Source organism: Erwinia sp. MYb416 (assembly GCF_037479575.1).
Taxonomy (GTDB): Bacteria; Pseudomonadota; Gammaproteobacteria; order Enterobacterales; family Enterobacteriaceae; genus Erwinia; species Erwinia rhapontici.
On the sequence record NZ_JBBGYT010000439.1, the window covers coordinates 846159 to 870143 of the forward strand.

General features: G+C 52.6%; 18 protein-coding genes. 1 reads left to right on the top strand and 17 read right to left on the bottom strand.

The genetic code is table 11. The features are described 5' to 3' along the window. Nucleotides 1-218 precede the first annotated feature (218 nt). The 4 genes from WH277_RS22565 to guaB form a co-directional block, all read right to left on the bottom strand. Nucleotides 219-1601 carry a Shedu immune nuclease family protein gene (locus WH277_RS22565; protein WP_135683423.1) on the bottom strand — a complete coding sequence of 461 codons (1383 nt, stop codon included), beginning with the start codon at nt 1599-1601 and terminating at the stop codon, nt 219-221. Nucleotides 1602-1747: 146 nt separating this feature from the next. Next, the gene (locus WH277_RS22570; protein ID WP_117029194.1) at nt 1748-2941 is read right to left on the bottom strand and encodes a tyrosine-type recombinase/integrase; all 1194 of its coding nucleotides are present in this window, start codon (nt 2939-2941) and stop codon (nt 1748-1750) included. A gap of 307 nt (nt 2942-3248) precedes the next feature. Then, nucleotides 3249-4829: a glutamine-hydrolyzing GMP synthase gene (gene guaA, locus WH277_RS22575; RefSeq protein WP_133845877.1), complete on the bottom strand. Its 1581-nt coding sequence runs from the start codon at nt 4827-4829 to the stop codon at nt 3249-3251. Between the two features lie 84 nt (nt 4830-4913). Beyond that, nucleotides 4914-6380, bottom strand: a complete 1467-nt coding sequence (guaB, locus tag WH277_RS22580) for an IMP dehydrogenase (protein ID WP_133845876.1) — start codon at nt 6378-6380, stop codon at nt 4914-4916. Between the two features lie 170 nt (nt 6381-6550). Here guaB and xseA point away from each other — a divergent pair, with 170 nt between their 5' ends. Continuing rightward, nucleotides 6551-7924: an exodeoxyribonuclease VII large subunit gene (xseA, locus tag WH277_RS22585; protein ID WP_159338042.1), complete on the top strand. Its 1374-nt coding sequence runs from the start codon at nt 6551-6553 to the stop codon at nt 7922-7924. Nucleotides 7925-8037: 113 nt separating this feature from the next. Here xseA and WH277_RS22590 read toward each other — a convergent pair whose 3' ends face one another. The 13 genes from WH277_RS22590 to pbpC form a co-directional block, all read right to left on the bottom strand. Beyond that, nucleotides 8038-8571, bottom strand: coding sequence for a hypothetical protein (locus tag WH277_RS22590; RefSeq protein ID WP_159338041.1), 534 nt, complete (start codon nt 8569-8571; stop codon nt 8038-8040). A 224-nt stretch (nt 8572-8795) separates the two neighbouring features. Continuing rightward, a complete protein-coding gene (locus WH277_RS22595) occupies nt 8796-11222 on the bottom strand; it encodes a glucose/quinate/shikimate family membrane-bound PQQ-dependent dehydrogenase (RefSeq protein WP_133845873.1) in 2427 nt (808 codons plus the stop codon). Between the two features lie 261 nt (nt 11223-11483). Continuing rightward, nucleotides 11484-11702: a zinc ribbon domain-containing protein gene (locus WH277_RS22600; protein WP_133845872.1), complete on the bottom strand. Its 219-nt coding sequence runs from the start codon at nt 11700-11702 to the stop codon at nt 11484-11486. Between the two features lie 65 nt (nt 11703-11767). After that, nucleotides 11768-13267, bottom strand: coding sequence for a ribosome biogenesis GTPase Der (der, locus tag WH277_RS22605; RefSeq protein WP_133845871.1), 1500 nt, complete (start codon nt 13265-13267; stop codon nt 11768-11770). Between the two features lie 219 nt (nt 13268-13486). Then, complete coding sequence (gene bamB, locus WH277_RS22610) at nt 13487-14668, bottom strand: outer membrane protein assembly factor BamB (RefSeq protein ID WP_133845870.1); 1182 nt, start codon at nt 14666-14668, stop codon at nt 13487-13489. Between the two features lie 44 nt (nt 14669-14712). Continuing rightward, on the bottom strand, nt 14713-15333 hold the full coding sequence (locus WH277_RS22615; protein WP_133845869.1) for a YfgM family protein: 621 nt from the start codon (nt 15331-15333) through the stop codon (nt 14713-14715). Nucleotides 15334-15370: 37 nt separating this feature from the next. Further along, complete coding sequence (hisS, locus tag WH277_RS22620; protein WP_133845868.1) at nt 15371-16648, bottom strand: histidine--tRNA ligase; 1278 nt, start codon at nt 16646-16648, stop codon at nt 15371-15373. 64 nt (nt 16649-16712) lie between these two features. Continuing rightward, a complete protein-coding gene (gene ispG / locus WH277_RS22625) occupies nt 16713-17834 on the bottom strand; it encodes a flavodoxin-dependent (E)-4-hydroxy-3-methylbut-2-enyl-diphosphate synthase (RefSeq protein ID WP_133845867.1) in 1122 nt (373 codons plus the stop codon). A 40-nt stretch (nt 17835-17874) separates the two neighbouring features. Next, nucleotides 17875-18858 carry a cytoskeleton protein RodZ gene (rodZ, locus tag WH277_RS22630; RefSeq protein WP_133845866.1) on the bottom strand — a complete coding sequence of 328 codons (984 nt, stop codon included), beginning with the start codon at nt 18856-18858 and terminating at the stop codon, nt 17875-17877. Continuing rightward, on the bottom strand, nt 18848-19579 hold the full coding sequence (pilW, locus tag WH277_RS22635) for a type IV pilus biogenesis/stability protein PilW (RefSeq protein WP_133845865.1): 732 nt from the start codon (nt 19577-19579) through the stop codon (nt 18848-18850). The genes rodZ and pilW overlap by 11 nt, the downstream gene beginning before the upstream one ends. An 88-nt stretch (nt 19580-19667) precedes the next feature. Next, on the bottom strand, nt 19668-20837 hold the full coding sequence (locus WH277_RS22640; RefSeq protein ID WP_339507000.1) for a bifunctional tRNA (adenosine(37)-C2)-methyltransferase TrmG/ribosomal RNA large subunit methyltransferase RlmN: 1170 nt from the start codon (nt 20835-20837) through the stop codon (nt 19668-19670). 169 nt (nt 20838-21006) lie between these two features. Then, nucleotides 21007-21438 carry a nucleoside-diphosphate kinase gene (ndk, locus tag WH277_RS22645; RefSeq protein ID WP_062744669.1) on the bottom strand — a complete coding sequence of 144 codons (432 nt, stop codon included), beginning with the start codon at nt 21436-21438 and terminating at the stop codon, nt 21007-21009. Nucleotides 21439-21657: 219 nt separating this feature from the next. Further along, nucleotides 21658-23973, bottom strand: a complete 2316-nt coding sequence (gene pbpC / locus WH277_RS22650; RefSeq protein ID WP_227534940.1) for a penicillin-binding protein 1C — start codon at nt 23971-23973, stop codon at nt 21658-21660. Between the last annotated feature and the right edge of the window lie 12 nt (nt 23974-23985).

Here is a 23985-nt window from a genome sequence, read left to right on the forward strand (position 1 = left end):
ATTTATACTCAAAAAACAATCTCAAGTAGAAATATATTTTTGAATTTACTTTCAACCAATACAAAGGCGGCCGATAACTTATTTATCACATCCATCTAATTAACATTGCATCGAATTACATTCAATTTATTTTAATAAAAACTCCAAAAAAAAACACCATACACGAGTAACCAACAATCGTAATCGATGAATATTCATCATCGAATGGGATATAATTTTTAACTTGGAGAAAGCGCCTTTCTTATTTCAATTAAGCGTTGAAGAAGCTCATCAAAAGTAATGACCACGACTTCAGAAAATGCGTTCCGAACCAATTCAAATGATTTCTTATGCTCATTTTCAGTGGGTGATGCGCCAGCTATAATTATACAGCGTATAGCAAAGCCATGGATATTATTCAGATTAGCATCCATTTTCAGGACAGGAAGTGTCATCTGTAGTTTAAATCGCTGATCGAGTAATTGAGTAAGTGCTCCACTCAACTCTCCGGAAGCAGCATAGACATCACCACCTCGATAGGGTTTCTTACTCAAAAGCTCCGTTTCAGGTCTTTTAATTTCTACCAGAGCAAGGTTACCCGAGGCAGCTGACGCATAAACAAAATCGGTATATTTTCCCTCGCGCCCATTCAACTTTTTTCCTCCAGCATATGCTTGTCCTTGGACCAAAAAAACTGGAATAGCAAAGGCAAGGCTCAGAATAAATGGATTGTCCATAAAAAAGTTTTGCCATTTACTTTCAGTAAGCTTACAACCAAGCATTTCACTGTAACGAGCTATCAGCTGGTCGAGAGTGACAAGCTCAATATCACTTCTCAGTGCTAGCAAAGAGCGAGATTCAGTTTTAGCTAAGGCCTTAACATTATCTTTCACCAGTTGAACAACGGCACGTCTATCTTGAGGCCCTAGTGCTGTATTATCACGTCCACCATTTGTTTTCTCAGCGATAGTACCTGACCGTAACTTCTTTATTAATGCAGGATATTGCTCGGGATCTGCCGCATGTAAAATGGATTGATAAGTTTGGAATTTTTTTTCACTTCTCGCATCTCTCTGGTATCGGGAAGTAATGGAGTTGAGTTCCCTTCGAAGACGATTAAAACGTTTAATGCCAAGCAAGAAAAATGGTGGGTCTATGATAGCCTTATCACCCCCCTGTATAATCAGAACACTTACATCATCTCTGCTTGTTACAGCATCACAAATGTGCCGATATTCCCAGAGAAGGCCTAAGCCAAATCGATAATCTTTTGCAAAACCATCGGGTAGCTGTTCCAGAAGGCCGACTACGTCATCCTCTGATTCGGGTAAAGGATAAGGCTCAACTATAGATCGGGTGATAACAATGCGTTCAAGTCTGTCATATTTTGGAGAGAGGTACTCATCAGTGTCCTGGCGAACATTAATCGGCCAAATTGTCATTTTATCAGGGCAGATGTTCATTAACAGAGCAATCAGAGAATCAGAGGAGAATTGTTCTGGAGGTACATCTGTAAAAAAAACATCAACCCCCTCTTCCGACTCAGCAGACTGAATAATTAGAAAAGGGCCACCATCTTCACGGTCGCGCTGATTATATGCAGAGGGTCGCAGAGAGGCCAAATCAAACTCCTTAGTTGTATAGAAGGTTACGAATTAATCAGGCAACAATAGTCGTAGGTAATCTGTTGCTCAACAGCAAATTTTAGCGGCTAAAATCATCTTCTGATGTCAGATTAGGCAACCTCCCACATTTAACCAATTGATTTTTAATTAGTTAGCACCCATTCATCAATCATATTCGCCCAATCTTGCAGCATCTCTGATCTCTGCTCGCGGTACTCGGCCTTGTTGTAAACAGCCCGTACCCCTTTCTGTTCATGTGCAAGACACTTCTCAATCCAGTCAGTATTGTACCCGGCCTCATGTAGTAAGGTACTGGCTGTACGCCGTAAGTCATGGGGACCAAACTTATGCAACAACTCCCCTTCTTTCTGAGCCAGGCGATACGTCAGTGTCAACACCCGGTTTAAAGTAGCGCTACTCATTGGCGCATCGGAATCGTACCGCGAAGGAAGGATAAAATCAGAGCTACCGGAAAAGGTTTTGAGAGCAATCATAATATCCATTGCCTGTCTGGAAAGAAAAACCAAATGTGGATTACGTCGTTTCATCCTCTCCTTTGGTATCGTCCATAATGCCTCACTAAAATTGATCTCGTTCCAGGTTGCGTTAGTAAGCTCACTTTTACGTACCATCGTTAACAGCAAAAGTTTAACCGCTGCTCTGATTGATGGCGTCGTTCCTACCCGTTCCATGTAACGATACATCAGACCAATTTCAACTGGCGTCAATGCCCTCTCACGAGGCTCAAATTTCGCTATGCTTGCAGGCCGTACCAGATCAGCGGGATTCTCAACCTTCTGACCGCGCTCAATAGCCCAGCGATAGACTTGCAATACAATCTCTCTGGCGTGCACAGCTGTCGCCGGTGCCCCTCTCTCGACAATGTTATCGGTTAATGCGCGTAAGTCTTCATGTGTAATCTCGGTCAATTTCTGCTGCGCAAATTTTGACTTCAACTCCCTTTGATATACCGAACGCCGCATATCACGCGTCGATTCAGCCATTTGATAGCCGCGTAACCATTTTTCAGCCCATGCACCAAAAGTCTCCGCATCTTTGATACGCGCTTTATCTCTAGCTTTTTCCCTCGCTGGCGATCTTCCACCGGCAACCATTTTTTTAGCTTCATTGAGCCGTTCACGCGCTTCTGCAAGCGTGATCCCTCCCACACCATAGCGGCCAAAAGTAACGGTCTCCTGTCTTCCGTTTATTGAATAGTTATAACGAAATGAGATCGTTCCAGCCGGAGTGACCGCAACATACAGACCATCACGGTCATTAACTTTATAGAGTTTCTCCTTCGGCTTAAGGTGACGCAGCCTGGTGTCAGTCAACATGGTTTATTGTTTTCCTTTATCAAAAAATACCATGTTGTAAAAAATTCAGAAAAGTTATTTAACTATCTGTTTTTAATCGCGTTATAAAAAACAAATACCATAACTCAACCGAAATTTATCACATGGTACTTTTTCAAACCTGAATTCATAACCAGAGAGTACCATCAAAAATTCCATTGAAAAAACCGTGCTTCCCGTTGCTAACAGCTGCCAGAAAGTGCCAGACACAAAAACAAAAAAGCCCGCAGTTACGCGGGCTTAGAGGTACTTTACTGCTTATACGTGCAGGCTGTTGCCAGACGCTAAATCATTCCCACTCAATCGTCGCCGGTGGTTTACCTGAAATATCGTAAACCACACGGGAAATCCCGTCGACTTCGTTGATGATGCGGTTGGATACGCGGCCGAGGAAATCATACGGCAGATGCGCCCAGTGTGCGGTCATAAAGTCGATGGTCTCGACAGCACGCAGGGAAACCACCCAGTCGTACTTACGGCCATCGCCCATCACGCCGACAGAACGGACGGGCAGGAAGACGGTAAAGGCCTGGCTGACTTTGTTGTACAGGTCGGCTTTATGCAGCTCTTCAATGAAGATCGCATCGGCACGACGCAGCAGGTCACAGTACTCTTTCTTCACTTCACCCAGTACGCGCACACCCAGGCCCGGGCCCGGGAACGGGTGACGGAACAGCATTGCGTGCGGCAGGCCCAGTTCCAGGCCGATTTTACGCACTTCGTCTTTAAACAGCTCACGCAGTGGTTCAACCAGGCCCATCTTCATTTCTTTCGGCAGGCCGCCCACGTTGTGGTGCGATTTGATCACGTGCGCTTTGCCAGTAGCAGAAGCGGCTGATTCAATCACATCAGGGTAGATAGTTCCCTGGGCCAGCCACTTCACGTCTTCCAGCTTCAGAGCTTGTTCATCGAAGACTTCAACGAAGACGCGGCCGATGATTTTACGCTTGGCTTCCGGCTCATCTGTGCCTGCCAGTGCGTCGAGGAAGCGTTTTTCGCCTTCCACATGAATGATGTTCAGACCGAAATGGTCACCAAACATCTCCATCACCTGCTCTGCTTCGTTCAGGCGCAGCAGGCCGTTGTCGACAAAGACGCAGGTCAGACGGTCACCAATCGCACGGTGCAGCAGCATTGCGGTCACAGAGGAGTCAACGCCGCCGGACAGGCCGAGAATCACTTTATCGTTGCCGACCTGCACACGCAGACGTTCAACGGCATCTTCAATGATTTTAGCCGGGGTCCACAGGGCTTCACACTGGCAGATATCCAGCACGAAACGCTCCAGCAGACGCAGACCCTGACGGGTATGTGTCACTTCCGGGTGGAACTGTACGCCGTAGAAGCGCTTCTCTTCGTTGGCCATAATGGCAAACGGACAGGAGTCGGTGCTGGCAACGGTCACGAAGTCAGACGGGATCGCCGTCACTTTGTCGCCGTGGCTCATCCACACGTCCAGCAGCGGCTTACCGGCCGGGCTGATCGCATCTTCGATGTCACGGATCAGCGCGCTGTTGGTCTGTACTTCAACCTGAGCATAACCAAATTCACGCTCGCTGGAGCCTTCAACTTTGCCGCCCAGCTGCATCGCCATCGTCTGCATGCCGTAGCACACGCCCAGAACCGGAACGCCTGCGTTAAACACATAGTCAGGTGCGCGAGGGCTGTCGTTTTCAGTGGTGCTTTCAGGGCCGCCGGAGAGGATGATGCCGTTCGGGTTAAAACCACGAATCTGCTCTTCGGTCACGTCCCACGCCCACAGTTCACAGTAGACACCCAGTTCACGCACGCGGCGGGCAACCAGTTGCGTATACTGCGAACCGAAATCGAGGATCAGGATGCGATGTTTATGAATATTTTCCGTCGTCATTGGGCTATTCCAGGCGATGTAGTACAAATTCGGGATTACGAGTAAAACGCCCGGCAGTGAAGCCGGGCGTGCAGTACAGGGTTATCAGGAACCCATGCGGTAGTTCGGCGACTCTTTGGTGATGGTCACGTCATGAACGTGGCTTTCCTGAATACCCGCACCGCTGATACGCACAAATTCAGCCTTGGTGCGCAGGTCGTCGATGGTAGCACAGCCGGTCAGGCCCATACAGGAGCGCAGGCCACCCATTTGCTGGTGTACGATCGCTTTCAGGTAGCCTTTGTAGGCTACGCGGCCTTCGATACCTTCCGGCACCAGTTTGTCAGCGGCATTGTCGGTCTGGAAGTAACGGTCAGACGAACCTTTCGACATCGCGCCCAGGGAGCCCATACCGCGATAGGATTTGAATGAACGGCCCTGGTAGAGTTCGATTTCGCCCGGAGATTCATCGGTCCCGGCCAGCATGGAACCGACCATCACGGCAGCAGCGCCCGCGGCAATCGCTTTGGCGATATCACCGGAGAAGCGGATACCGCCATCGGCGATAACCGGGATCCCGGTGCCTTCCAGCGCTTCTACCGCGTCAGAAACAGCGGTAATCTGCGGCACACCTACGCCCGTTACGATACGGGTGGTACAAATTGAGCCAGGGCCAATACCGACTTTCACCGCGCTCACGCCTGCTTCAGCCAGCGCCAGTGCACCAGCGCCTGTCGCGACGTTACCGCCCACGATTTGCAGGTCAGGGTATTTTGCACGGGTATCACGGATACGTTGCAGTACGCCTTCAGAATGGCCGTGTGAGGAGTCGATCAGCAGCACGTCAACACCGGCCGCGACCAGCGCATCCACACGCTCTTCGTTACCGGCACCGGCACCCACAGCAGCGCCTACGCGCAGGCGGCCGTGCTCGTCTTTACAGGCGTTAGGTTTACGTTCGGCTTTCTGGAAGTCTTTTACGGTGATCATGCCCAGCAGGTGGAAGCTGTCATCCACAACCAGCGCTTTCTCAACGCGTTTTTCGTGCATTTTATGCAGCACAACTTCACGCGCTTCGCCTTCTTTCACCGTCACGAGACGTTCTTTCGGCGTCATCACGGCAGAAACAGGCAGGCTCAAATCCGTCACGAAGCGGACGTCACGGCCGGTGATGATCCCCACCAGTTCGTTTTCGCCGTTCACCACCGGGTAACCGGCAAAGCCGTTACGTTCGGTCAGAATTTTTACTTCGCTCAGGGCAGTGGTGGGCAACACGGTCTGCGGGTCAGTAACCACGCCACTTTCGTGTTTCTTCACTTTGCGCACTTCTTCAGCCTGGCGCTCAATGGACATGTTTTTGTGAATAAAGCCCAGACCACCTTCCTGTGCCAGTGCAATAGCCAGACCCGCTTCGGTCACGGTATCCATAGCAGCGGACAACATAGGAATGTTTAAACGGATGGTTTTGGTAAGTTGGGTGCTGAGGTCAGCCGTGTTTGGCAGTACAGTTGAATGTGCAGGAACGAGCAAAACGTCGTCAAATGTCAGGGCTTCTTTAGCGATTCTTAGCATGGCAATATCTCAACCTCAGGGTGAATGAGAACTTGTAAAATATTGCCGCGGCATTATACAGGGCGTAATCGATTGCCTCCAGCATTATTTACGAAAAACTCTTGATCCCCTGACTGAGCCATGTAGTATCGGTTAATTAACCCTCTGATTTAAAGTTTGATCTTCATCACATGTCGCTACCTCCAACCGCCAATATTTTTACCGTCAGCCGTCTCAATACGACAGTGCGCAAGCTACTGGAGATGGAAATGGGCCAGGTCTGGTTGAGCGCGGAGATCTCAAATTTCTCCCAGCCCTCTTCCGGTCACTGGTACTTCACGTTGAAGGATGATGGCGCCCAGGTTCGCTGTGCGATGTTCCGCAACAGCAACCGCCGTGTCACCTTCCGTCCGCAAAATGGCCAGCAGGTTTTGGTGCGCGCCACCATTACGCTGTATGAGCCACGCGGCGACTACCAGTTGATTGCCGAAAGTATGCAACCCGCCGGAGATGGCCTGTTGCAGCAACAGTTCGAGCAACTGAAGCAGCGGCTGATGTCAGAAGGACTGTTTGAGCAGAGCCATAAACAGGCACTGCCGGACCCGGCACGCCAGGTTGGGGTGATCACCTCTGCCAGCGGTGCCGCGCTACACGACGTGCTACGCGTGCTACAGCGACGCGACCCATCACTGCCCGTGGTTATCTACCCGACCCAGGTACAGGGCGCAGAAGCGCCCTCAGGCATCGTACGGGCCATTGAGCTGGCCAATGCGCGCAATGAGTGCGATGTATTGATTGTGGGACGCGGCGGCGGCTCGCTGGAAGACCTCTGGAGTTTTAACGATGAGCGTGTGGCGCGGGCAATTTATGCCAGCCGCATTCCGATTGTCAGCGCCGTCGGGCATGAAACCGATGTGACCATCGCCGACTTTGTGGCCGACCTGCGCGCGCCCACGCCTTCTGCGGCAGCGGAGCTGGTCAGTCGTAATCAGATCGAACTGCTGCGCCAGCTCCAGTCACAACAGCAGCGGCTGGAAATGGCGATGGATTATTACCTCGCGCAGCAGCAGCGGACTTTCACCCGCATTCAACATCGTCTGCAACAACAGCACCCGCAACTGCGTCTGGCACGCCAGCAGACGGCGCTGATGAAGCTACAGCGCCGACTGGATGATGCCATGCAGCTCAGGCTTCGCCAGGCAGTACGCCAGCAGGAGCGCGTGGGGCAGCGTCTGAGTGCCATTCGCCCGGAAATGCGCGTCCAGCGCGCCGGACAGCAGCTCCAGCAGTGGCATCACCGCCTGCAACAGGCCATGCAGCAGCAGCTCAACGCCAATAAACAGCGCTTCGGCAATCTTGCGGCCCAGTTGGAAGGGGTCAGCCCGCTGGCCACGCTGGCACGTGGTTTCAGTGTCACCACAGCGGCAGACGGCCAGGTCGTGAAAAAGACACAACAGCTACACCCTGGTGACGTGCTGAAAACCCGCCTGGATGACGGTTGGGTGGAGAGTGAAGTCACCGCCATTACGCCGGTGAAGAAAGCACGTAAACGCAACGCGTCCTGAATGACGCTTCAATTCAGGGATAATAAACGCAGCGAGTCTTTGTCACGCAAATGAGTCTGGCGGTTGTTGAGGCCGTCTGACTCTTTTCTCCGGCGAATGTCTGGTGCGGCTCGTTATTCAGAAATCAGCTGTTCGATGTCCGCTAATACCTGTTGTTGATCCATTGGCTGCCGGTCATGGATGCCCATGTCAAAAGCTTGCAGGCTTGCCTCCAGTTTTTGCAGTAAGACTTCATCATCCCGCACACAGAAAATATAGGCATTTTCAAATGGCAGCAGGGTGATTAACCTTAATGCGTGCGGCTTTAAATAAAAATTAATATGCTCGAGCCAGGGCACGAAATAGGCTATCTCATAGGGATCAATACTGGCTGTTGACCAATCTATTTTCTCGATAGCTGAAAAAATAAAGTCCGCGGGTGCTTCAGGCATCGATAAATCAGACAGCGTTTTTAATGCGGGAATATCACCGGTGTATTCTTTCCATTCCTCATAGACCATGAGGTTTTGCGCGCTAAGGTGCTTATACAGCCACTCTAAGAGCGTAAACTGCTCATCATTAAGTGGTTTTTCGCTCTGTAATGGCGCGGTATCCAATGCTGGAATGCACTGTTTCAGTGTTATTATCAGGTTTTCTATCTTTTCCATTAATCTCTCCTTTTATTCATTATCAGAGGGGATAAACGTTATGACTCAATTATAACAGCGCGCTTAGTGTTTCCCGCCCTGGCTCAAAAGACCCGATAATTGCATGATTTTACCCTCTCATCCAGGACGGATAGTGTTAACTCCACAAAGTGACCGACAAAAAAAGCCCCTTCAGCGATGAAGGGGCTTTTTTGACATCAGGTTAGCGAGTGAGTCGCTGCGCCTTATTTGTCCAGTGCGTAAGCGATCACATAGTCACCACGATCGGGGGACTGACGCGCACCGCCCGCAGAGATGATGATGTACTGCTTACCGGTTTTCGGTGATTTGTAGCTCATCGGGCCACCCTGGCTGCCCACTGGCAGACGGGCTTTCCATACTTCTTTACCGGTTGAGGTATCGAATGCACGCAGGTAGTAATCCTGCGTTCCTGCGATAAACACCAGGCCGCCCTGTGTTGCCAGCGTACCGCCCAGTGTCGGCATACCTACCGGCATCGGTGCATGCATTTTCACGCCTAGCGGACCGGTGTCTTGCACGGTGCCAACCGGAACCTGCCATACCACTTTCTGTGTTTTCAGGTCGATAGCCGAAAGCGTACCAAATGGTGGCTTCTGGCAAGGGATACCCATTGGCGACATAAAGCGGTTTTTGTTCACGGCATACGGCGTGCCTTTCAGCGGAACGGCCCCCATACCAGTGTTAACCGCTTCACCGCCATCGCTGGCTTTCGCATCGGCTTTCACCGGCACCATCTGCACCCACAGGCCCAGACGCATGTCATTGGCGAAGATGTAGTGGTTATTCGGATCGGTCGACAGGCTGCCCCAATTCATGCCACCCAGCGATCCCGGGAAGCTAAGAGAGAGGTCAGTCCCCGGTACAGTGTACAGGCCATCGTAACGCATGGATTTGAAACCAATACGGCAAGCCAGCTGATCAAATGGCGTCGCGCCCCACATGTCAGACTCTTTCAGCGTACCCGCACCAATCTCCGGCATACCTACGGATTTCGGCTGCGTTGGGGTGTACTGCTCGTTCGGGATGTTACCTGGTTTAACCGGCACTTCCTTCACTTCCGTCAGAGGCTGCCCCGTCAGACGGTCCAGCACAAAGATCTGGCCCGCTTTCGTACCAAACACCACCGCTGGCTTCGTGCTGCCATCTTTCTGTGGGAAGTCGATCAGGCTTGGTTGCATCGGAATATCGAAGTCCCACAGATCGTTATGCACGGTCTGATAAACCCACTTCTCTTTACCGGTGGTCGCATCCAGTGCCAGAATCGAAGCACCGTATTTATGATCCAGCGCGTTACGGTTCGCCCCCCACAGATCTACAGAAGAGCTTCCCATCGGCAGGAACACGGTGTTCATGCCCGCGTCATAGGACATCGGTGCCCAGGAGTTCGGCGTGCTGCGAACGAAGGTTTTACCCTCTTCCAGTTTCGCATTTGGATCCTGGTTGCCCGGATCAAAGGCCCAACGCATTTCACCGGTGATCACATCAAAGCCGCGCAGTACGCCGCCAGGCATATCAGTCTGCACGTTATCCGCTACGCGGCCACCGACGACAACGGTCGTACCGGCCAGCGTTGGCGCTGAGGTTAACTGATATTTCGGATCGCTGGCATCGCCAAGGCCGGCTTTCAGGTCAACAAAACCTTTGTCACCGAAGTTCTGGCACATTTCACCATTGTCGGCGTTGATCGCGACCAGACGCGCATCGATGGTGTTCATCAGAATACGGCGCTGACAGGTATCGCCCGCAGCCAGCGTCACAGGTGTGACAGGCGTTGAGTCAGGAACGGTAGGCTGTTCCAGCGGTTTGCTGACATCGAAATAGGCCAGGCCACGGCAGCGGTTCCAGACCTGAGACTGTGCGTTAATCTCGGTTTTCCAGAGCTGCTTACCAGTATCAGCATCCAGAGCAATCACGTTGTTATGCGGAGTACAGAGGAATACGCGATCACCAATCTGCAATGGCGTTTGCTGATCTTCAGCGCCGCTGCCGGTCGGGCTTTCCGGGATATCACCGGTGTGGTAGGTCCAGACAGGTTTCAGATCTTTCACGTTATCGCGGGTGATCTGGTCCAGAGCCACAAAGCGGCTACCGCCTGCGGTGTTACCGTAGTTATCCCAGTTTTTCTGCTCCGTTGACTTATCAACGGGCACCAGCGGCAACTCCTGACCATTTGCGACGGTCGGATGCGGCTGGAACATGCCATAAAGGGTTGCCAGCAGGCCAACCACGGTCACCACGCCAAGGCCATAAGCCCCTTTCGCGCAGGCAGGTTTGCCTTCATGTTTGCGCAGAGACGGCCAGGTGATCAACGCCAGCAGCAGCATACCTGCCAGGAACATCAGGCGGGAAACCAGCGGCCAGAAGTCGATACCGGCATCCAGCACAGCCCAGATGGCGGAACCAATAAACACCAGAGCAAAAATCACCACTGCGGAAGCCCGGCGACGGAAGAACTGGATGGCGGACAGCACGGTGACAATACCGGCAATCACGAAATACCAGCTCCCACCGAGTGAAACTAATTTTCCCCCACCAATGACAAAGTAAAGGCCTGTTGCCAGTAAAATTAATCCCAGCAAGAAACACCACAGGCCCAGCCATTTAGATGACCCGGCATTTATTTGAGGCATAGCAGAAATACTCCTGGAGAAAATAAGGCAGCTTTTTATGAATACCTTATTTTTATTAACATGTTACACGGAAGCGATCCCGTCCTGCTTTCACCGCTGATGCTCTGACCTCACGGCTGACGTGGCTGAGCACCGGTAGCAAGCGGCAGGATTGTACCACCAGGTTCATAATCTGATAAACAGAAAATTAACAACCCGTCTATCTTCGATAACTATAGACGGGAAATCGCACAAAATGATTATCGTGATTATTTCCGGGGTTTATGGATTATCAACGGGGAGTAATAGCAGGTGTTTTTTGGACATCAAGCCGTGCCCATGCTCACAGAAGTAGTCCACTGCGCCACAGGCTTTCAGGACAGTCAGAGGAAGATGGCAATCAGGGCAACAGGCAACGAAATGATGCTGGCAGTGCGGGCAGAAAACACCGCTGTCCGTGGTCGTGAGGGGGTGCTGGCAATGCGGGCAAAGTCTGTCCATCGGGTTTCTCCATCGTCTTTGCTTTTCAGCATAAAACAAAGGGGGCCATCAGGCCCCCTTGTGGATCAACGTTTGTTCTTTTTCAGATGGCTCATTAAGCGCTGGCGCTTACGCTGCTGATTTGGCGTCAGCAGGTTACGTTTGCCTTCATAAGGGTTCTCACCCTCTTTGAACTGAATACGGATTGGCGTACCCATGATTTCCAGTGAACGACGGAAGTAGTTCATCAGATAACGTTTGTAGGAGTCCGGCAGATCTTTCACCTGGTTTCCGTGGATGACCACAATCGGTGGGTTATATCCCCCGGCGTGGGCATATTTCAGCTTCACGCGGCGGCTACGCACCAGCGGCGGCTGATGGTCATCGGCAGCCATGTTCATAATACGCGTCAACATGGAGGTGTTAACACGACGTGTTGAACAGTCGTAAGCTTCGGTCACCGATTCAAACAGGTTACCCACGCCACTGCCGTGCAGAGCAGAGATAAAGTGAATACGGGCGAAGTCGATAAAGCCCAGACGGTAGTCCAGTTGCTCTTTCACTTCATCACGGATTTCCTGTGACAGACCATCCCACTTGTTGACCACAATCACCAGTGAGCGCCCACTATTGAGGATAAAGCCCAGCAGTGAGAGGTCCTGATCGGAAATGCCTTCGTGCGCATCAATGACCAGCAGAACAACGTTGGCATCTTCAATCGCTTTCAGGGTTTTGATCACCGAGAACTTTTCAACGGTTTCAGTGATTTTTCCGCGTTTACGCACCCCGGCCGTATCGATCAGGACATATTCACGCCCGTCACGCTCCATCGGGATATAAATACTGTCACGCGTGGTACCCGGCATGTCGTAAACCACCACGCGCTCTTCACCGAGAATACGGTTAGTGAGCGTTGACTTACCTACGTTCGGACGACCGACAATCGCCAGCTTGATCGGCAGATCCAGCGGGTTGAAATCATCTTCTTCGTCTTCCGGCATTTCGCCGTTGGCTTTGGCTTCTTTTGCCGCAAACTCCGCCCAGTAGGCTTCGTTTTCTTCTTCTTCCGTCAGCTCACGTTCTGGCGCAACAACATCCATCCATGGCAGCAATACCAGTTCCAGCAGGCTGGTGACACCACGCCCGTGGGAAGCAGCAATCGGATGGATTTCGCCCAGACCGAGTGACCAGAAATCGACCACGGCAGAGTCGGCATCCAGGCCATCGGTTTTGTTGGCAACGATAAAGGTTGGCTTATCGCGCGAACGCAGGTGCTTGGCAATAGCGGTGTCAGCAGGCATCAGCCCGGCACGCGCATCGACCATAAACAGCACAACATCGGCTTCTTCAATCGCCAACAGCGACTGTTCCGCCATGCGTGTTTCCACGCCCTCTTCGTTGCCGTCGATACCACCGGTATCGATACAAATAAACTCACGCCCTTCTATTTCGGCGCGACCATATTTGCGATCTCGAGTCAGCCCTGGAAAATCCGCCACCAGCGCATCTCGTGTACGCGTTAAACGGTTAAACAGGGTGGATTTTCCCACATTGGGACGCCCGACAAGCGCGACCACAGGTACCATAGTGAAGCCTCATAACTAAAAAATAAGCGCCTGGCTGCGATATTATTCGCTGTTCCGGCAGATAAACTGCCGCTGTACTCAGGCCGATGGCGCCTAGAATAACACGCCTTGGATAAAACAAAACGGCCCCTGAACAATCAGGAGCCGCTTACCCTTCAACTTTCAGCCCGCTGCAGTCGCGGCAGGCTGAATTCTGTGGGGCACAGACTTGCTGAGGAATTAACGCGTAATCGCGTAAACCTCACCGTCTTTAGACTGAATAAGCAGCTTGTCGCTGGCAACAACCGGTTCGGTCTGGAAACCGGAGCTGTCCAGTTTCTGTTGAGCAACAAAACGGCCATCGTCAGTATTGATCCAGTGCAGATAACCTTCGCTGTCACCGACGACCAGATAGCCATTATACAGAACGGGTGATGTCAGGTTACGGTGCAGCAGATCGCTCTGGCGCCACAGGCTCACGCCACCGTCGGTATTCAGTGCAATCACACGGTCATCCTGGTCTACCAGGAAGATGCGGCCACCGTCGACGATCATGTCGTGAACGGAACCGATTTCGCGTTTCCACAGAATCTGGCCTGAACGCAGGTCCAGCGCGGTCAAATTACCGTTATAGGCTAAGGCATACACGACACCGTTAACGATAACCGGCGTTGTGTCTACGTCGGCCAGGCGATCGATTTCCGTCGCACCACTTGGCTGGGAGATACGCTGCTGCCAGATAATCTGGCCCTGGTTCATAATCACCGCGCTGACGCGGCCGTTATCACCACCAACAATGGCAGCACCAAAGGCCGTCGCAGGTGCAGACTCACCGCGCAGACTCAGGGCTGGCACGTCGAGGTTAACGGTCCACTTGATGTTACCGCTGGTCTGATCCAGACCTTGCAGCATGCCGTTGCTGGTATGAACCAGCACCAGGCCATCGCTGACAACCGGACGGGACAACACTTCACCGGCCGCTTTAGTCTGCCAGGCGATAGAGCCATCGCTGGTGTTCAGCGCATAAACCTGACCACGCTCACTACCGACATAGACATGACCCGCATCAACGGTCAGGCCACCGGAGAGCAGCGCGGGAATATTGCTGGATAACCAACCGGTTTTTTCTGCCAGGTCGACTTTCCACTGTTCTTTGCCATCGCCTGAGTTCAGCGCTTTGACCACACCGTGGCGGTCAGCGGCATAGACGGTATTCTCAGACCAGGCCGGGTGCAGGTTGGAGTAGAAATCACCTACGCCATTGCCCACTGAGGTGCTCCAGACTTTTTCTGGTTCGAACTGATTCTGCACTGTCGGCAACGGTGACATTTTGACAACATCTTCTTCACCGCTGAACCATGAACATCCGCTGAGCAAGGTGACTGACATCAGTCCCGGCAGAAGTAACTTACGCAATTCCATGAAATCCCTCTTGTGCCTGTAAGGCCAAATGTACAAGGAGCTATTTAGCCCGGCAGATTATTCACTTTCATTTGCAGCATCTCTTTCAGCGTCGAAGACGCATCAGAAGCGATTCCTTTGCTCCACGCATCGCGTGCGCCTTTGACATCGCCTTTGCTGAGTAACGCTTCACCGCGTACATCAGCCACGATAGCTGCCCAGCCGTCACCTTTAACGCTTTCCAGTGTTTTCAACACGGCGTCAGGCTGCTTCTGCTGTAACTGGATGCGTGCAAGGCGCAGGTTCAGAACCGACTGCAAGTTAGCATCTTTGGTGCTCTTGAGGCCGCTCTGCAACTGGTCTACCGCTTTATCCAACTGATTGTTGTCAATATAGCGTTTTGCCAAATCCAGAGAAGCCAGTGCACCGTAGGTATTGCTGTTTTCGCTGGCAAATTTAGCTACTGCGTCAAGCGAAGCGGGTTTCGTGGCGTCCAGCGCCGACGTCACCTGCTGATAAGACGCGGACACTTCACGCGATCCGCTGTCCTGATGATTACTCCAGTAACGCCAGCCCAGTAATGCGCCGACGCCCAGAACAACGCCAACCACTAACGCTTTGCCATTCTGAGCAAAGAAGTTCTTCAGCGCATCTACCTGTTCGTTCTCGTTGCTATACACTTCCACGCAATCCTACTCCTTTAAATCGTGCCGCCGCAGAGGCTTAACGCTGTAACATCGATGCCAGCGTAGCTGCCGCAGCACTTTGTGCCAGCGTTTGTTGCTCGCCGTTACGCAAATCTTTAATCACCAGTTGGCCATTGGCCACTTCATCTTCACCGAGTACCAGTGCAATGCGGGCGCCCCACTTGTCTGCACGGGCAAACTGCTTCTTGAAGTTACCGCCACCAAAGTTAGTCATTAGCTTCAGTTCCGGCAGCGCGTCACGCAGCTGTTCTGCCAGCAGCATCGCCGCGCTCTGTACGCCCTGACCCGAAGCGATAACATAGACATCAACAATACGCGTCGGTTCAAATTCTGGATTAACCGCCTGCACCAGCAGGACCAGACGTTCCAGGCCCATCGCAAAACCGACCGCCGGGGTTGCACGTCCACCCAACTGTTCAACCAGGCCATCATAACGTCCACCGGCACAGACGGTGCCCTGTGAACCGAGGCTGCTGGTCACCCATTCAAACACGGTCCGGTTGTAATAGTCGAGGCCACGCACCAGACGCTGGTTGACGGTATAAGCAATACCGGCTGCATCGAGCAGGCTGCACAGCCCGGCGAAATGCTCGCGGGACTCGTCATCCAAATAATCACCGAGCGTTGGTGCATCATTCAGCAGTGCCTGAACATCCGGGTTTTTGCTATCCAGCACGCGCAGCGGGTTAGTATACATGCGGCGTTTGCAGTCTTCATCCAGCACGTCAATATGCTGTTCGAGGAAGGCCACCAGCGCATCACGGTAATTGGCACGGGCTTCCAGTGAACCGATGGAGTTCAGCTCCAGGCTGACATGCTCAGAGATACCCAGTGCTTTCCACCAGCGGGCCGTCATCATGATCAGTTCCGCATCGATGTCCGGGCCTTGCAGACCAAACACTTCAGCACCAATCTGATGGAACTGACGATAACGCCCTTTTTGTGGACGCTCATAGCGGAACATCGGGCCGATATACCACAGACGCTGTTCCTGATTGTACAGCAGACCGTGTTCAATGCCCGCGCGTACACAACCCGCGGTACCTTCAGGACGCAGCGTCAGGCTTTCACCGTTGCGGTCATCAAAGGTGTACATCTCTTTTTCAACCACATCGGTCACTTCACCGATAGCGCGTTTGAATAACGGGGTCTGCTCTACAATCGGCAGGCGAATTTCGCTGAATCCATAGCTGCCCAGCACCTGCTTGAGGATCTGTTCGATACGCTGCCATACCACGGTATCAGCAGGTAAATAGTCGTTCATGCCGCGAATGGCCTGGATATTCTTCGCCACTAGTTTTCTCTCATCAATTTGATTCAGCAAGGGGCGACCGAAATAAAAGGCCGCCCCTTGCAGTTTATTTTTCGACCTGCTGGACATCAATCCGGCGCGATGCGTCCAGTATGGTGGCTTTCGCACGAATGCGGGCTTCCAACTGATCGATCATATTGTCGTTATCCAGACGCTCGCGCAGACGCACGCCATCTTCGTAGAAACCGCTTTTCTTGCTGCCGCCAGTGACGCCCATCGTGGAAACGGTGGCTTCACCCGGGCCGTTCACCACACAGCCGATAATCGAAATATCCATCGGTGTGATGATATCTTCCAGCCGCTCTTCTAACGCATTCACCGTGCCGATCACGTCAAATTCCTGACGTGAACAGGTTGGGCAGGCGATAAAGTTGATACCGCGCGCGCGAATACGCAGCGACTTAAGGATATCGAAGCCGACTTTTACTTCTTCAATCGGGTCGGCCGCCAGCGAGATACGCAACGTATCGCCGATGCCTTCCGACAGTAGCAACCCCAGGCCAATGGCCGATTTGACGGCACCCGCACGTGCACCACCCGCTTCGGTGATGCCCAAATGCAGCGGCTGGTCGATCTGCTTCGCCAGAAGTCGATAGGACTCAACGGCCAGGAACACGTCGGAGGCTTTCACACTGACTTTGAACATATCAAAGTTGAGGCGATCGAGGATGTCCACATGACGCATCGCGGATTCCAGCAGCGCCTGCGGAGTGGGCTCACCGTACTTTTCCTGCAAATCTTTTTCCAGCGATCCGCCGTTAACACCAATGCGGATGGGAATATTGTAATGACGCGCGCAATCCACCACAGAGCGAATACGCTCTTCATTACCAATGTTGCCGGGGTTGATGCGCAGACAGTCCACGCCATATTCGGCAACTTTAAGGGCAATACGGTAGTCAAAATGGATATCAGCGACCAGCGGGACATTTACCTGCTGTTTGATAAGACGGAAAGCTTCTGCGGCATCCATCGTTGGTACGGACACACGCACGATATCGACACCAACGCGCTCCAGAGCTTTGATCTGAGCGACCGTAGCGGCAACGTCGGTAGTGCGGGTATTGGTCATGGACTGGACGGCAATAGGTGCACCGTCACCCACGGGCACCTTGCCGACGTAAATGCGCTTTGATTTGCGACGGGTAATGGGTGCTTCGTTATGCATATTCTTTCTCCACAATCACTCGCGACCAGAGGAAGATGCGTTATTGCGCACCGATAGTCAGGCGAGCAACCTGGTTAGTACGGATGAAACGACTCAGATCGACAGGTTTACCCTGATATTCGATCTGTACTGCGGCCGGCGCACCAATCTTCAAACGATAGGGGGCGGTGCCGGCAAGGCTGAGTTTACCACCACTACGCTGAATACCGCTGAACAGTTTCTTGCCTGCTGCATCGGTTACTTCCAGCCAGCAATCGCTGGAAAAAGTCATAACTACGGCGTTTGGGTCAACAGCAGGCTGGCTGACGCCGGCGCTGCTGGTAGGCAGTTGCCCACTGACACCGGCCTCAGCCGGTGCCTGACTTGGTGAAACCACAGCAGGCTGAGAATTATCAGCCTGAGTATTTGCCGCAGGTACCTGCGCCGTGGCAGCTGGAGTGCTGCCCGTGTTCGCAGAATCTGCTGCTGGTGTGGTATCCAGTGGAATGGCCGTTTGCCCACTGCTATCAGTGGCGCTGTTGGCATTACTGTCGGTCAAAGGGATCGACTGACTGTTATCCCCTTCGGACGACGCGTTTTGATCGGCCATTGAAACCAGATCATCCTGAGCGGCTTTGTGATTCTGCCACCACCAGGCTCCCGTCAATCCCACCACCACAAACAACACCAGCCAGGTGAAAATCATCAACCAGCCGTCGCGTTTTTTGCGGCGTTTACCGAGGGAAAAACTTTGCATCGGTTCAACTTTCGCGGCTCTGACCGGGGCCTGCTTGGCCATCATCGGTAGCAGCTCTTCTTCCGGCACGCGAACCAAACGCGCGTAAGAACGGATATAGCCACGCAAAAAGGTCGATGCCAGGTCGGCAGGCGACTTGTCCTCTTCAATATCACGAACAGTGGAAAGTTTCAGGCAGAGGCGTTCAGCAACATTCTGCTGAGTCAGGCCCATGAGTTCACGGGCACCACGCAGGCGCTCGCCTGTTGAATTTACGTTAGGTTTGTCTTGAGTGGCTTCAGTATTCATTAGCTAAGAAATGCTGGTACTGTATCGATTGTGGAAAAATTCGCGCAAGTTGAGCCCCATAATAATGAACTTCATCGGGCTGATTGACCTGCGCGGCGAAGCGAATCTCTAACCACAGGCTTTCTGCCGAAACAGGAAAGTTGTGTTGATAAACATCTAACAGGAGCCGTGAATCTGCACGACTCCCCTTTCCAAATCGCCTTTCGGCTTCTGCCAGCATTAGCATTCCTTTGGTCGGATCGATTTTCACCGCATCCTTCAGCGCTTCTCGCGCTTTTTCATGCTGGCCGGCATTCAAAAAACAATAGCCGGAATTTTCAACACTGTCGGCACGAAGCCCATTTGCTGAATCATCCATTGCCCTGCTGAACAGCCGTTGTGCCGCATCATACTGCCCTAATCCGCAGAGAAACGCACCGTAATTATTAAGCACATAGCTGTTTTGCGCTGCTAATTTCAGGGCGTGACGATAATGTTGCTGCGCCATGCTGTTATTGCCTGTCTGCTGCTGGTAGCGAGCCATCGCCAGTTGGGTACGGTAATCGCCTGGTGCAATGGCGATTGCACGCTGCAAATTCCTGCGTGCAGCATCATTGTTACCGCGCGCCAACCAGGCCATTCCCAACTGAATCCGTGTTTCAACCAGTGCATCTGGCTGTGGCGAAGTCTGACATCCCGCCAGCAACATTATCAGCACAAAGGCGATTATCCCTGCCCGCATCCCTGTCTCTCCCTGTTTTTATCAGCCACTTATCGTACGCCAATATTGCCAGGTTCAATACGGATATTAGGCAGGAAAACACCGGGTTTCAGAGCGCCTTCACAGAGATGGCTTCTCCAGCCAATTTCTTTTTCAGCGTGCGCTTAGTACGGTCAATAACGTCACCTGCCAACTGACCGCACGCGGCATCAATATCATCACCACGGGTTTTACGCACAATAGTAGTAAAACCGTAATCCATCAACACTTTAGAGAAGCGATCGATGCGACTGTTCGAACTGCGACCATAAGGTGCTGCCGGGAAGGGGTTCCACGGGATCAGGTTAATTTTGCACGGCGTATCTTTTAACAACGCGGCCAATTCATGCGCATTATCAGTGCTGTCATTGATGTGATCGAGCATCACGTACTCGATGGTCACACGCCCTTGATTAGCATTAGACTTGCCGATATAACGGCTGACGGATGCCAGGAACGTCGCAATATTGTACTTTTTGTTGATCGGTACAATTTCGTCACGAATTGTGTCATTAGGCGCATGCAGCGAGATCGCCAGCGCCACATCGATCATATCGCCCAGCTTATCCAGCGCAGGAACTACACCCGACGTGGATAGCGTCACGCGGCGTTTTGACAGGCCAAAGCCAAAATCATCCAGCATAATTTCCATTGCCGGAACCACATTGGTCAGGTTGAGCAATGGCTCACCCATCCCCATCATCACCACGTTGGTGATAGGGCGCTGGCCAGTGACTTTGGCGGCACCGATTATTTTAGCTGCACGCCATACCTGACCAATAATTTCGGATACACGCAGGTTACGGTTAAAGCCCTGCTGCGCCGTTGAACAGAATTTGCATTCCAGCGCACAGCCCACCTGGGAAGAGACACACAGCGTGGCGCGATCTTTTTCTGGAATGTAGACGGTTTCTACCTGCTGCCCACCCACCTGAATGGCCCATTTAATGGTGCCATCGGCTGAGCGTTGTTCTTCCGCGACTTCTGGTGCGCGTATTTCAGCGACCTCTTTCAGCCTGTTACGGAAAACCTTGTTGATGTCGGTCATCTCATCGAAATCATCACAGCAGTAGTGATAGATCCATTTCATCACCTGATCGGCACGAAACGGTTTTTCACCCATGCTGGCAAAAAACTCACGCATCTGCTGACGATTGAGATCGAGCAGGTTGATTTTGTCTTTTTTAGGGATGGCAATTGCAGGAGATTCGGACGACGGCGTCACAATAAGTTCTGACATAATATTCTCTGGCCTCGTTGTTACACGTTATGGCTCTGGGTTTGGAGTTAATAAAATAGAAGCGCCCCTGAACACAACGTCAGGGGCGCATTATTGTACTCATGACTTCGTGAGGGTTAAAGCAGCAAACACACTTTTTTTGTAAACCCTTTTCCGTCAGGCAACCGAATTAACGGGTACGCGGGCAGATTTCGCCTTCGCCGAAGAAGTAAGCGATTTCACGGGCAGCAGATTCAGCAGAATCAGAACCGTGAGTCGCGTTCTCTGTGAAGCTGTCTGCGTAGTCAGCACGCAGCGTACCCGCCAGCGCGTTCGCCGGGTTAGTTGCACCCATCAGGTCACGGTGACGCTGTACGGCATTTTCGCCTTCCAGTACGGAAACAACAACCGGACCAGAGGTCATGAATTCAACCAGGCCATCAAAGAAAGGTTTACCCTGGTGTTCAGCGTAGAAACCTTCAGCCTGCTCTTTGCTCAGGTGCAGCATTTTGCTGCCAACGATTTTGAAGCCAGCGCTTTCAAAACGGTTGAAGATGGCACCGATAACATTCTTTGCCACAGCGTTTGGTTTTACGATGGAAAATGTACGCTCAATAGTCATTGTTGACCCCTGTATTATCTTTCGAGTTTAGCCGCGAAAACGGTTCCCGGCCGGGAAAATGGCCGCAGATTATAGGGGGCATCGCGAGAGATGCCTATCGGAGATTCAATAATTTAATGAAAAACCCGATCCTCATCGCGACATTTTTTCCCCACCTGCGGCTATTTTACGCAGCCCGTGGATTGATGACCAGAAAAGCGCCTGGGGATCCGTCTGAAATTAGTTGATCAACGCCACATTAATCAGACGACTGTCGGCACGGCCACGGTCGTCTACCGCACGAATACGATATTTTCCCGGACGGGAGGGCCGCCAGTCGAGGGGCGTTTTACTGGCACTGCTACCAAGATAAACATCATCAACAAACCAGTAAACAGTGGCACTGTCCGCATCGGTCACCGCGCTGAAACTGATATTGTCCCGCCCTTTCTGCGACTGACGCAGCTGGTAAGTGGTGTTCTTCAACGGCGACGTTATGCGTGGTGCATCTCCTCCCACTGCGCCCTGCTGGCAGGTAACCGCTGGCGGCTGGCGCTTGGGCAACCCGGCTTGCATAAAGACGTTGGCAAGATCGGAGGGCCAGAACTCAAACACTTCAATATGGCTGGTCTCTGTATCCCAGGGGGCACAGACGGGTTGCCCACTCTGATTATCAATACGTAAGGGGCGGTAAACCGTATCCACTTTAATCGGGGATTTACCCGGAATAAACCAGCTTTTGCCGCGCTGCTGGCACCACTGCGTGGGCAGATCGCCACTCGGCAGGCAGATTTCCACACGTTTCAGATGCACCGGGAAGCGATGCTTAGGCTCACTCAGTCCCGGATAGCTGGCAATCACACTGTCGATAATATTGAAAAACAACGGTGCGGCAGCCTCAACGCCGACAAACGCGTTATTGCCCTGCCCGTTAAAGTTCCCCTGCCACACCACCAGCACATAAGGACCAAAAATACCGACGCTCCATGCGTCGCGAAAGCCCCAGGAGGTGCCGGTTTTCCAGTAAACAGGAAGCGATGACGGGCGCTGCGCTAATGTATCGCCAGGGCGGCGGTGCTGACGCAGAATATCCAGCGTCATAAAACTGGCCTCTTCACTCAGCAGGCGAAATGCCGGCGACTGAGGGTCCTGCTGACGCAGCCGCAGCGCGCGAACTTCGCCCCGGTTAGCCAGCATCGCATAGAGTTTCGCCAGTTCCTGGGCAGTCACCTCTCCCCCCCCCAGCACCAGCGACAGTCCATAATGTTTTTCGCTGGCAAGATTACTGATACCCGCCAACTGTAAAAACTGATAGAAACCCGGCTGGCGCAGCCGTGAAGCAATGGTCACCGCCGGAATATTTCGGCTGAAATTGAGGGCGTCGGTCGCAGTCACCGGCCCGAGGAAGCGGCGGTCAAAGTTCTCGGGCGCATAGCTGCCGAAGGAGTAAGGCACATCTTTCAGAACGGTCATCGGATGCAGCACGCCCTGCTCCATCCCCAGTGCATAAATAAAGGGCTTCAACGCGGAACCTGGGGAACGTTTAGCGTTTGTGCCATTCACCTGCCCCTGAATCTGGCGGTTGTAATAGTCGGCCGAGCCGACCATAGCACGTACTCCCATATCGCGGCTGTCCACCATCAGTACGGCGGTATTATGAATCCCCCGGCTCTGATTACGACGAATAAACGCGTTGACCTGTCTTTCAACCAGCCGTTGCAGACTGGCATCCAGCGTGGTGTCCACTCGGGGTTGACGCTCTCCGATTTGCAACTGTTCAATGAAGTGCGGTGCGATAAAAGGTAAATCCTGCGGCTGACGCAGGGCTAACGGCAGCTGGAACAGCGCTTGCTGGCTGTGGTCGGTGGAATAATGCTGCTGCCAGCGCAGGAACAAGCGGTTGCGCGCCTGCATCAGCGGCGGGCTGACTTCATCACTGCGAGGATTAATACGCAAACTGGGTGACTGAGGCAGTACCGCCAGCGTCAACGCCTCTGCCAGCGTCAACTGTGCAGGGGGTTTGGCAAAGTAGATCAGGCTGGCTGCACCAATACTTTCGATGTTACGCCCATACGGAGCGTAATTCAGATAGGCTTCCAGGATATCGTGTTTGGAGTAACTGAGTTCAAGCTGAAGGGCGCGCAACACCTGAACTATCTTGCCTTTTGGCGATCGGGTATTCAGTTGCCACACCATGCGCGCCAGTTGCATGGTGATGGTCGATCCGCCCTGCTTATTGCCGCCCAGCACATAGCTGCGCCAGAAGCCCCGCGCCAGGCTTAGCGGGTTTACGCCGGGGTTGTACCAGAACCAGCGATCTTCATGCAGCAACAGTCCGTCCACCGCCAACGGCGAAATCGCCTCCAGAGGCGTCCACTGACGATAGCGATCGTCGCTGGCCAGCGACAGCCTTAGCAATGTGCCATGACGGTCATACCATGCCGTGGACAGCGGGACACCTTGTGATAACGGCGGATGTGGCCACAAACGAAAGCCTGCCACCAGCAGCGCCAGTAATCCCAGCGCCATTGCCAGATTTTGCAACAGACGTTTCATGTGTTCATGCTA

Bases quoted from the DNA above. Each gene is read 5' to 3' on its own strand.
- rodZ (WP_133845866.1), bottom strand. From the start codon at position 18,858: ATGAATACTGAAGCCACTCAAGACAAACCTAACGTAAATTCAACAGGC.
- guaB (WP_133845876.1), bottom strand. From the start codon at position 6,380: ATGCTAAGAATCGCTAAAGAAGCCCTGACATTTGACGACGTTTTGCTC.
- pilW (WP_133845865.1), bottom strand. From the start codon at position 19,579: ATGCGGGCAGGGATAATCGCCTTTGTGCTGATAATGTTGCTGGCGGGA.
- guaA (WP_133845877.1), bottom strand. From the start codon at position 4,829: ATGACGACGGAAAATATTCATAAACATCGCATCCTGATCCTCGATTTC.
- WH277_RS22595 (WP_133845873.1), bottom strand. From the start codon at position 11,222: ATGCCTCAAATAAATGCCGGGTCATCTAAATGGCTGGGCCTGTGGTGT.
- WH277_RS22600 (WP_133845872.1), bottom strand. From the start codon at position 11,702: ATGGACAGACTTTGCCCGCATTGCCAGCACCCCCTCACGACCACGGAC.
- ndk (WP_062744669.1), bottom strand. From the start codon at position 21,438: ATGACTATTGAGCGTACATTTTCCATCGTAAAACCAAACGCTGTGGCA.
- xseA (WP_159338042.1), top strand. From the start codon at position 6,551: ATGTCGCTACCTCCAACCGCCAATATTTTTACCGTCAGCCGTCTCAAT.
- WH277_RS22590 (WP_159338041.1), bottom strand. From the start codon at position 8,571: ATGGAAAAGATAGAAAACCTGATAATAACACTGAAACAGTGCATTCCA.
- pbpC (WP_227534940.1), bottom strand. From the start codon at position 23,973: ATGAAACGTCTGTTGCAAAATCTGGCAATGGCGCTGGGATTACTGGCG.
- WH277_RS22570 (WP_117029194.1), bottom strand. From the start codon at position 2,941: ATGTTGACTGACACCAGGCTGCGTCACCTTAAGCCGAAGGAGAAACTC.
- WH277_RS22640 (WP_339507000.1), bottom strand. From the start codon at position 20,837: ATGTCAGAACTTATTGTGACGCCGTCGTCCGAATCTCCTGCAATTGCC.
- ispG (WP_133845867.1), bottom strand. From the start codon at position 17,834: ATGCATAACGAAGCACCCATTACCCGTCGCAAATCAAAGCGCATTTAC.
- der (WP_133845871.1), bottom strand. From the start codon at position 13,267: ATGGTACCTGTGGTCGCGCTTGTCGGGCGTCCCAATGTGGGAAAATCC.
- bamB (WP_133845870.1), bottom strand. From the start codon at position 14,668: ATGGAATTGCGTAAGTTACTTCTGCCGGGACTGATGTCAGTCACCTTG.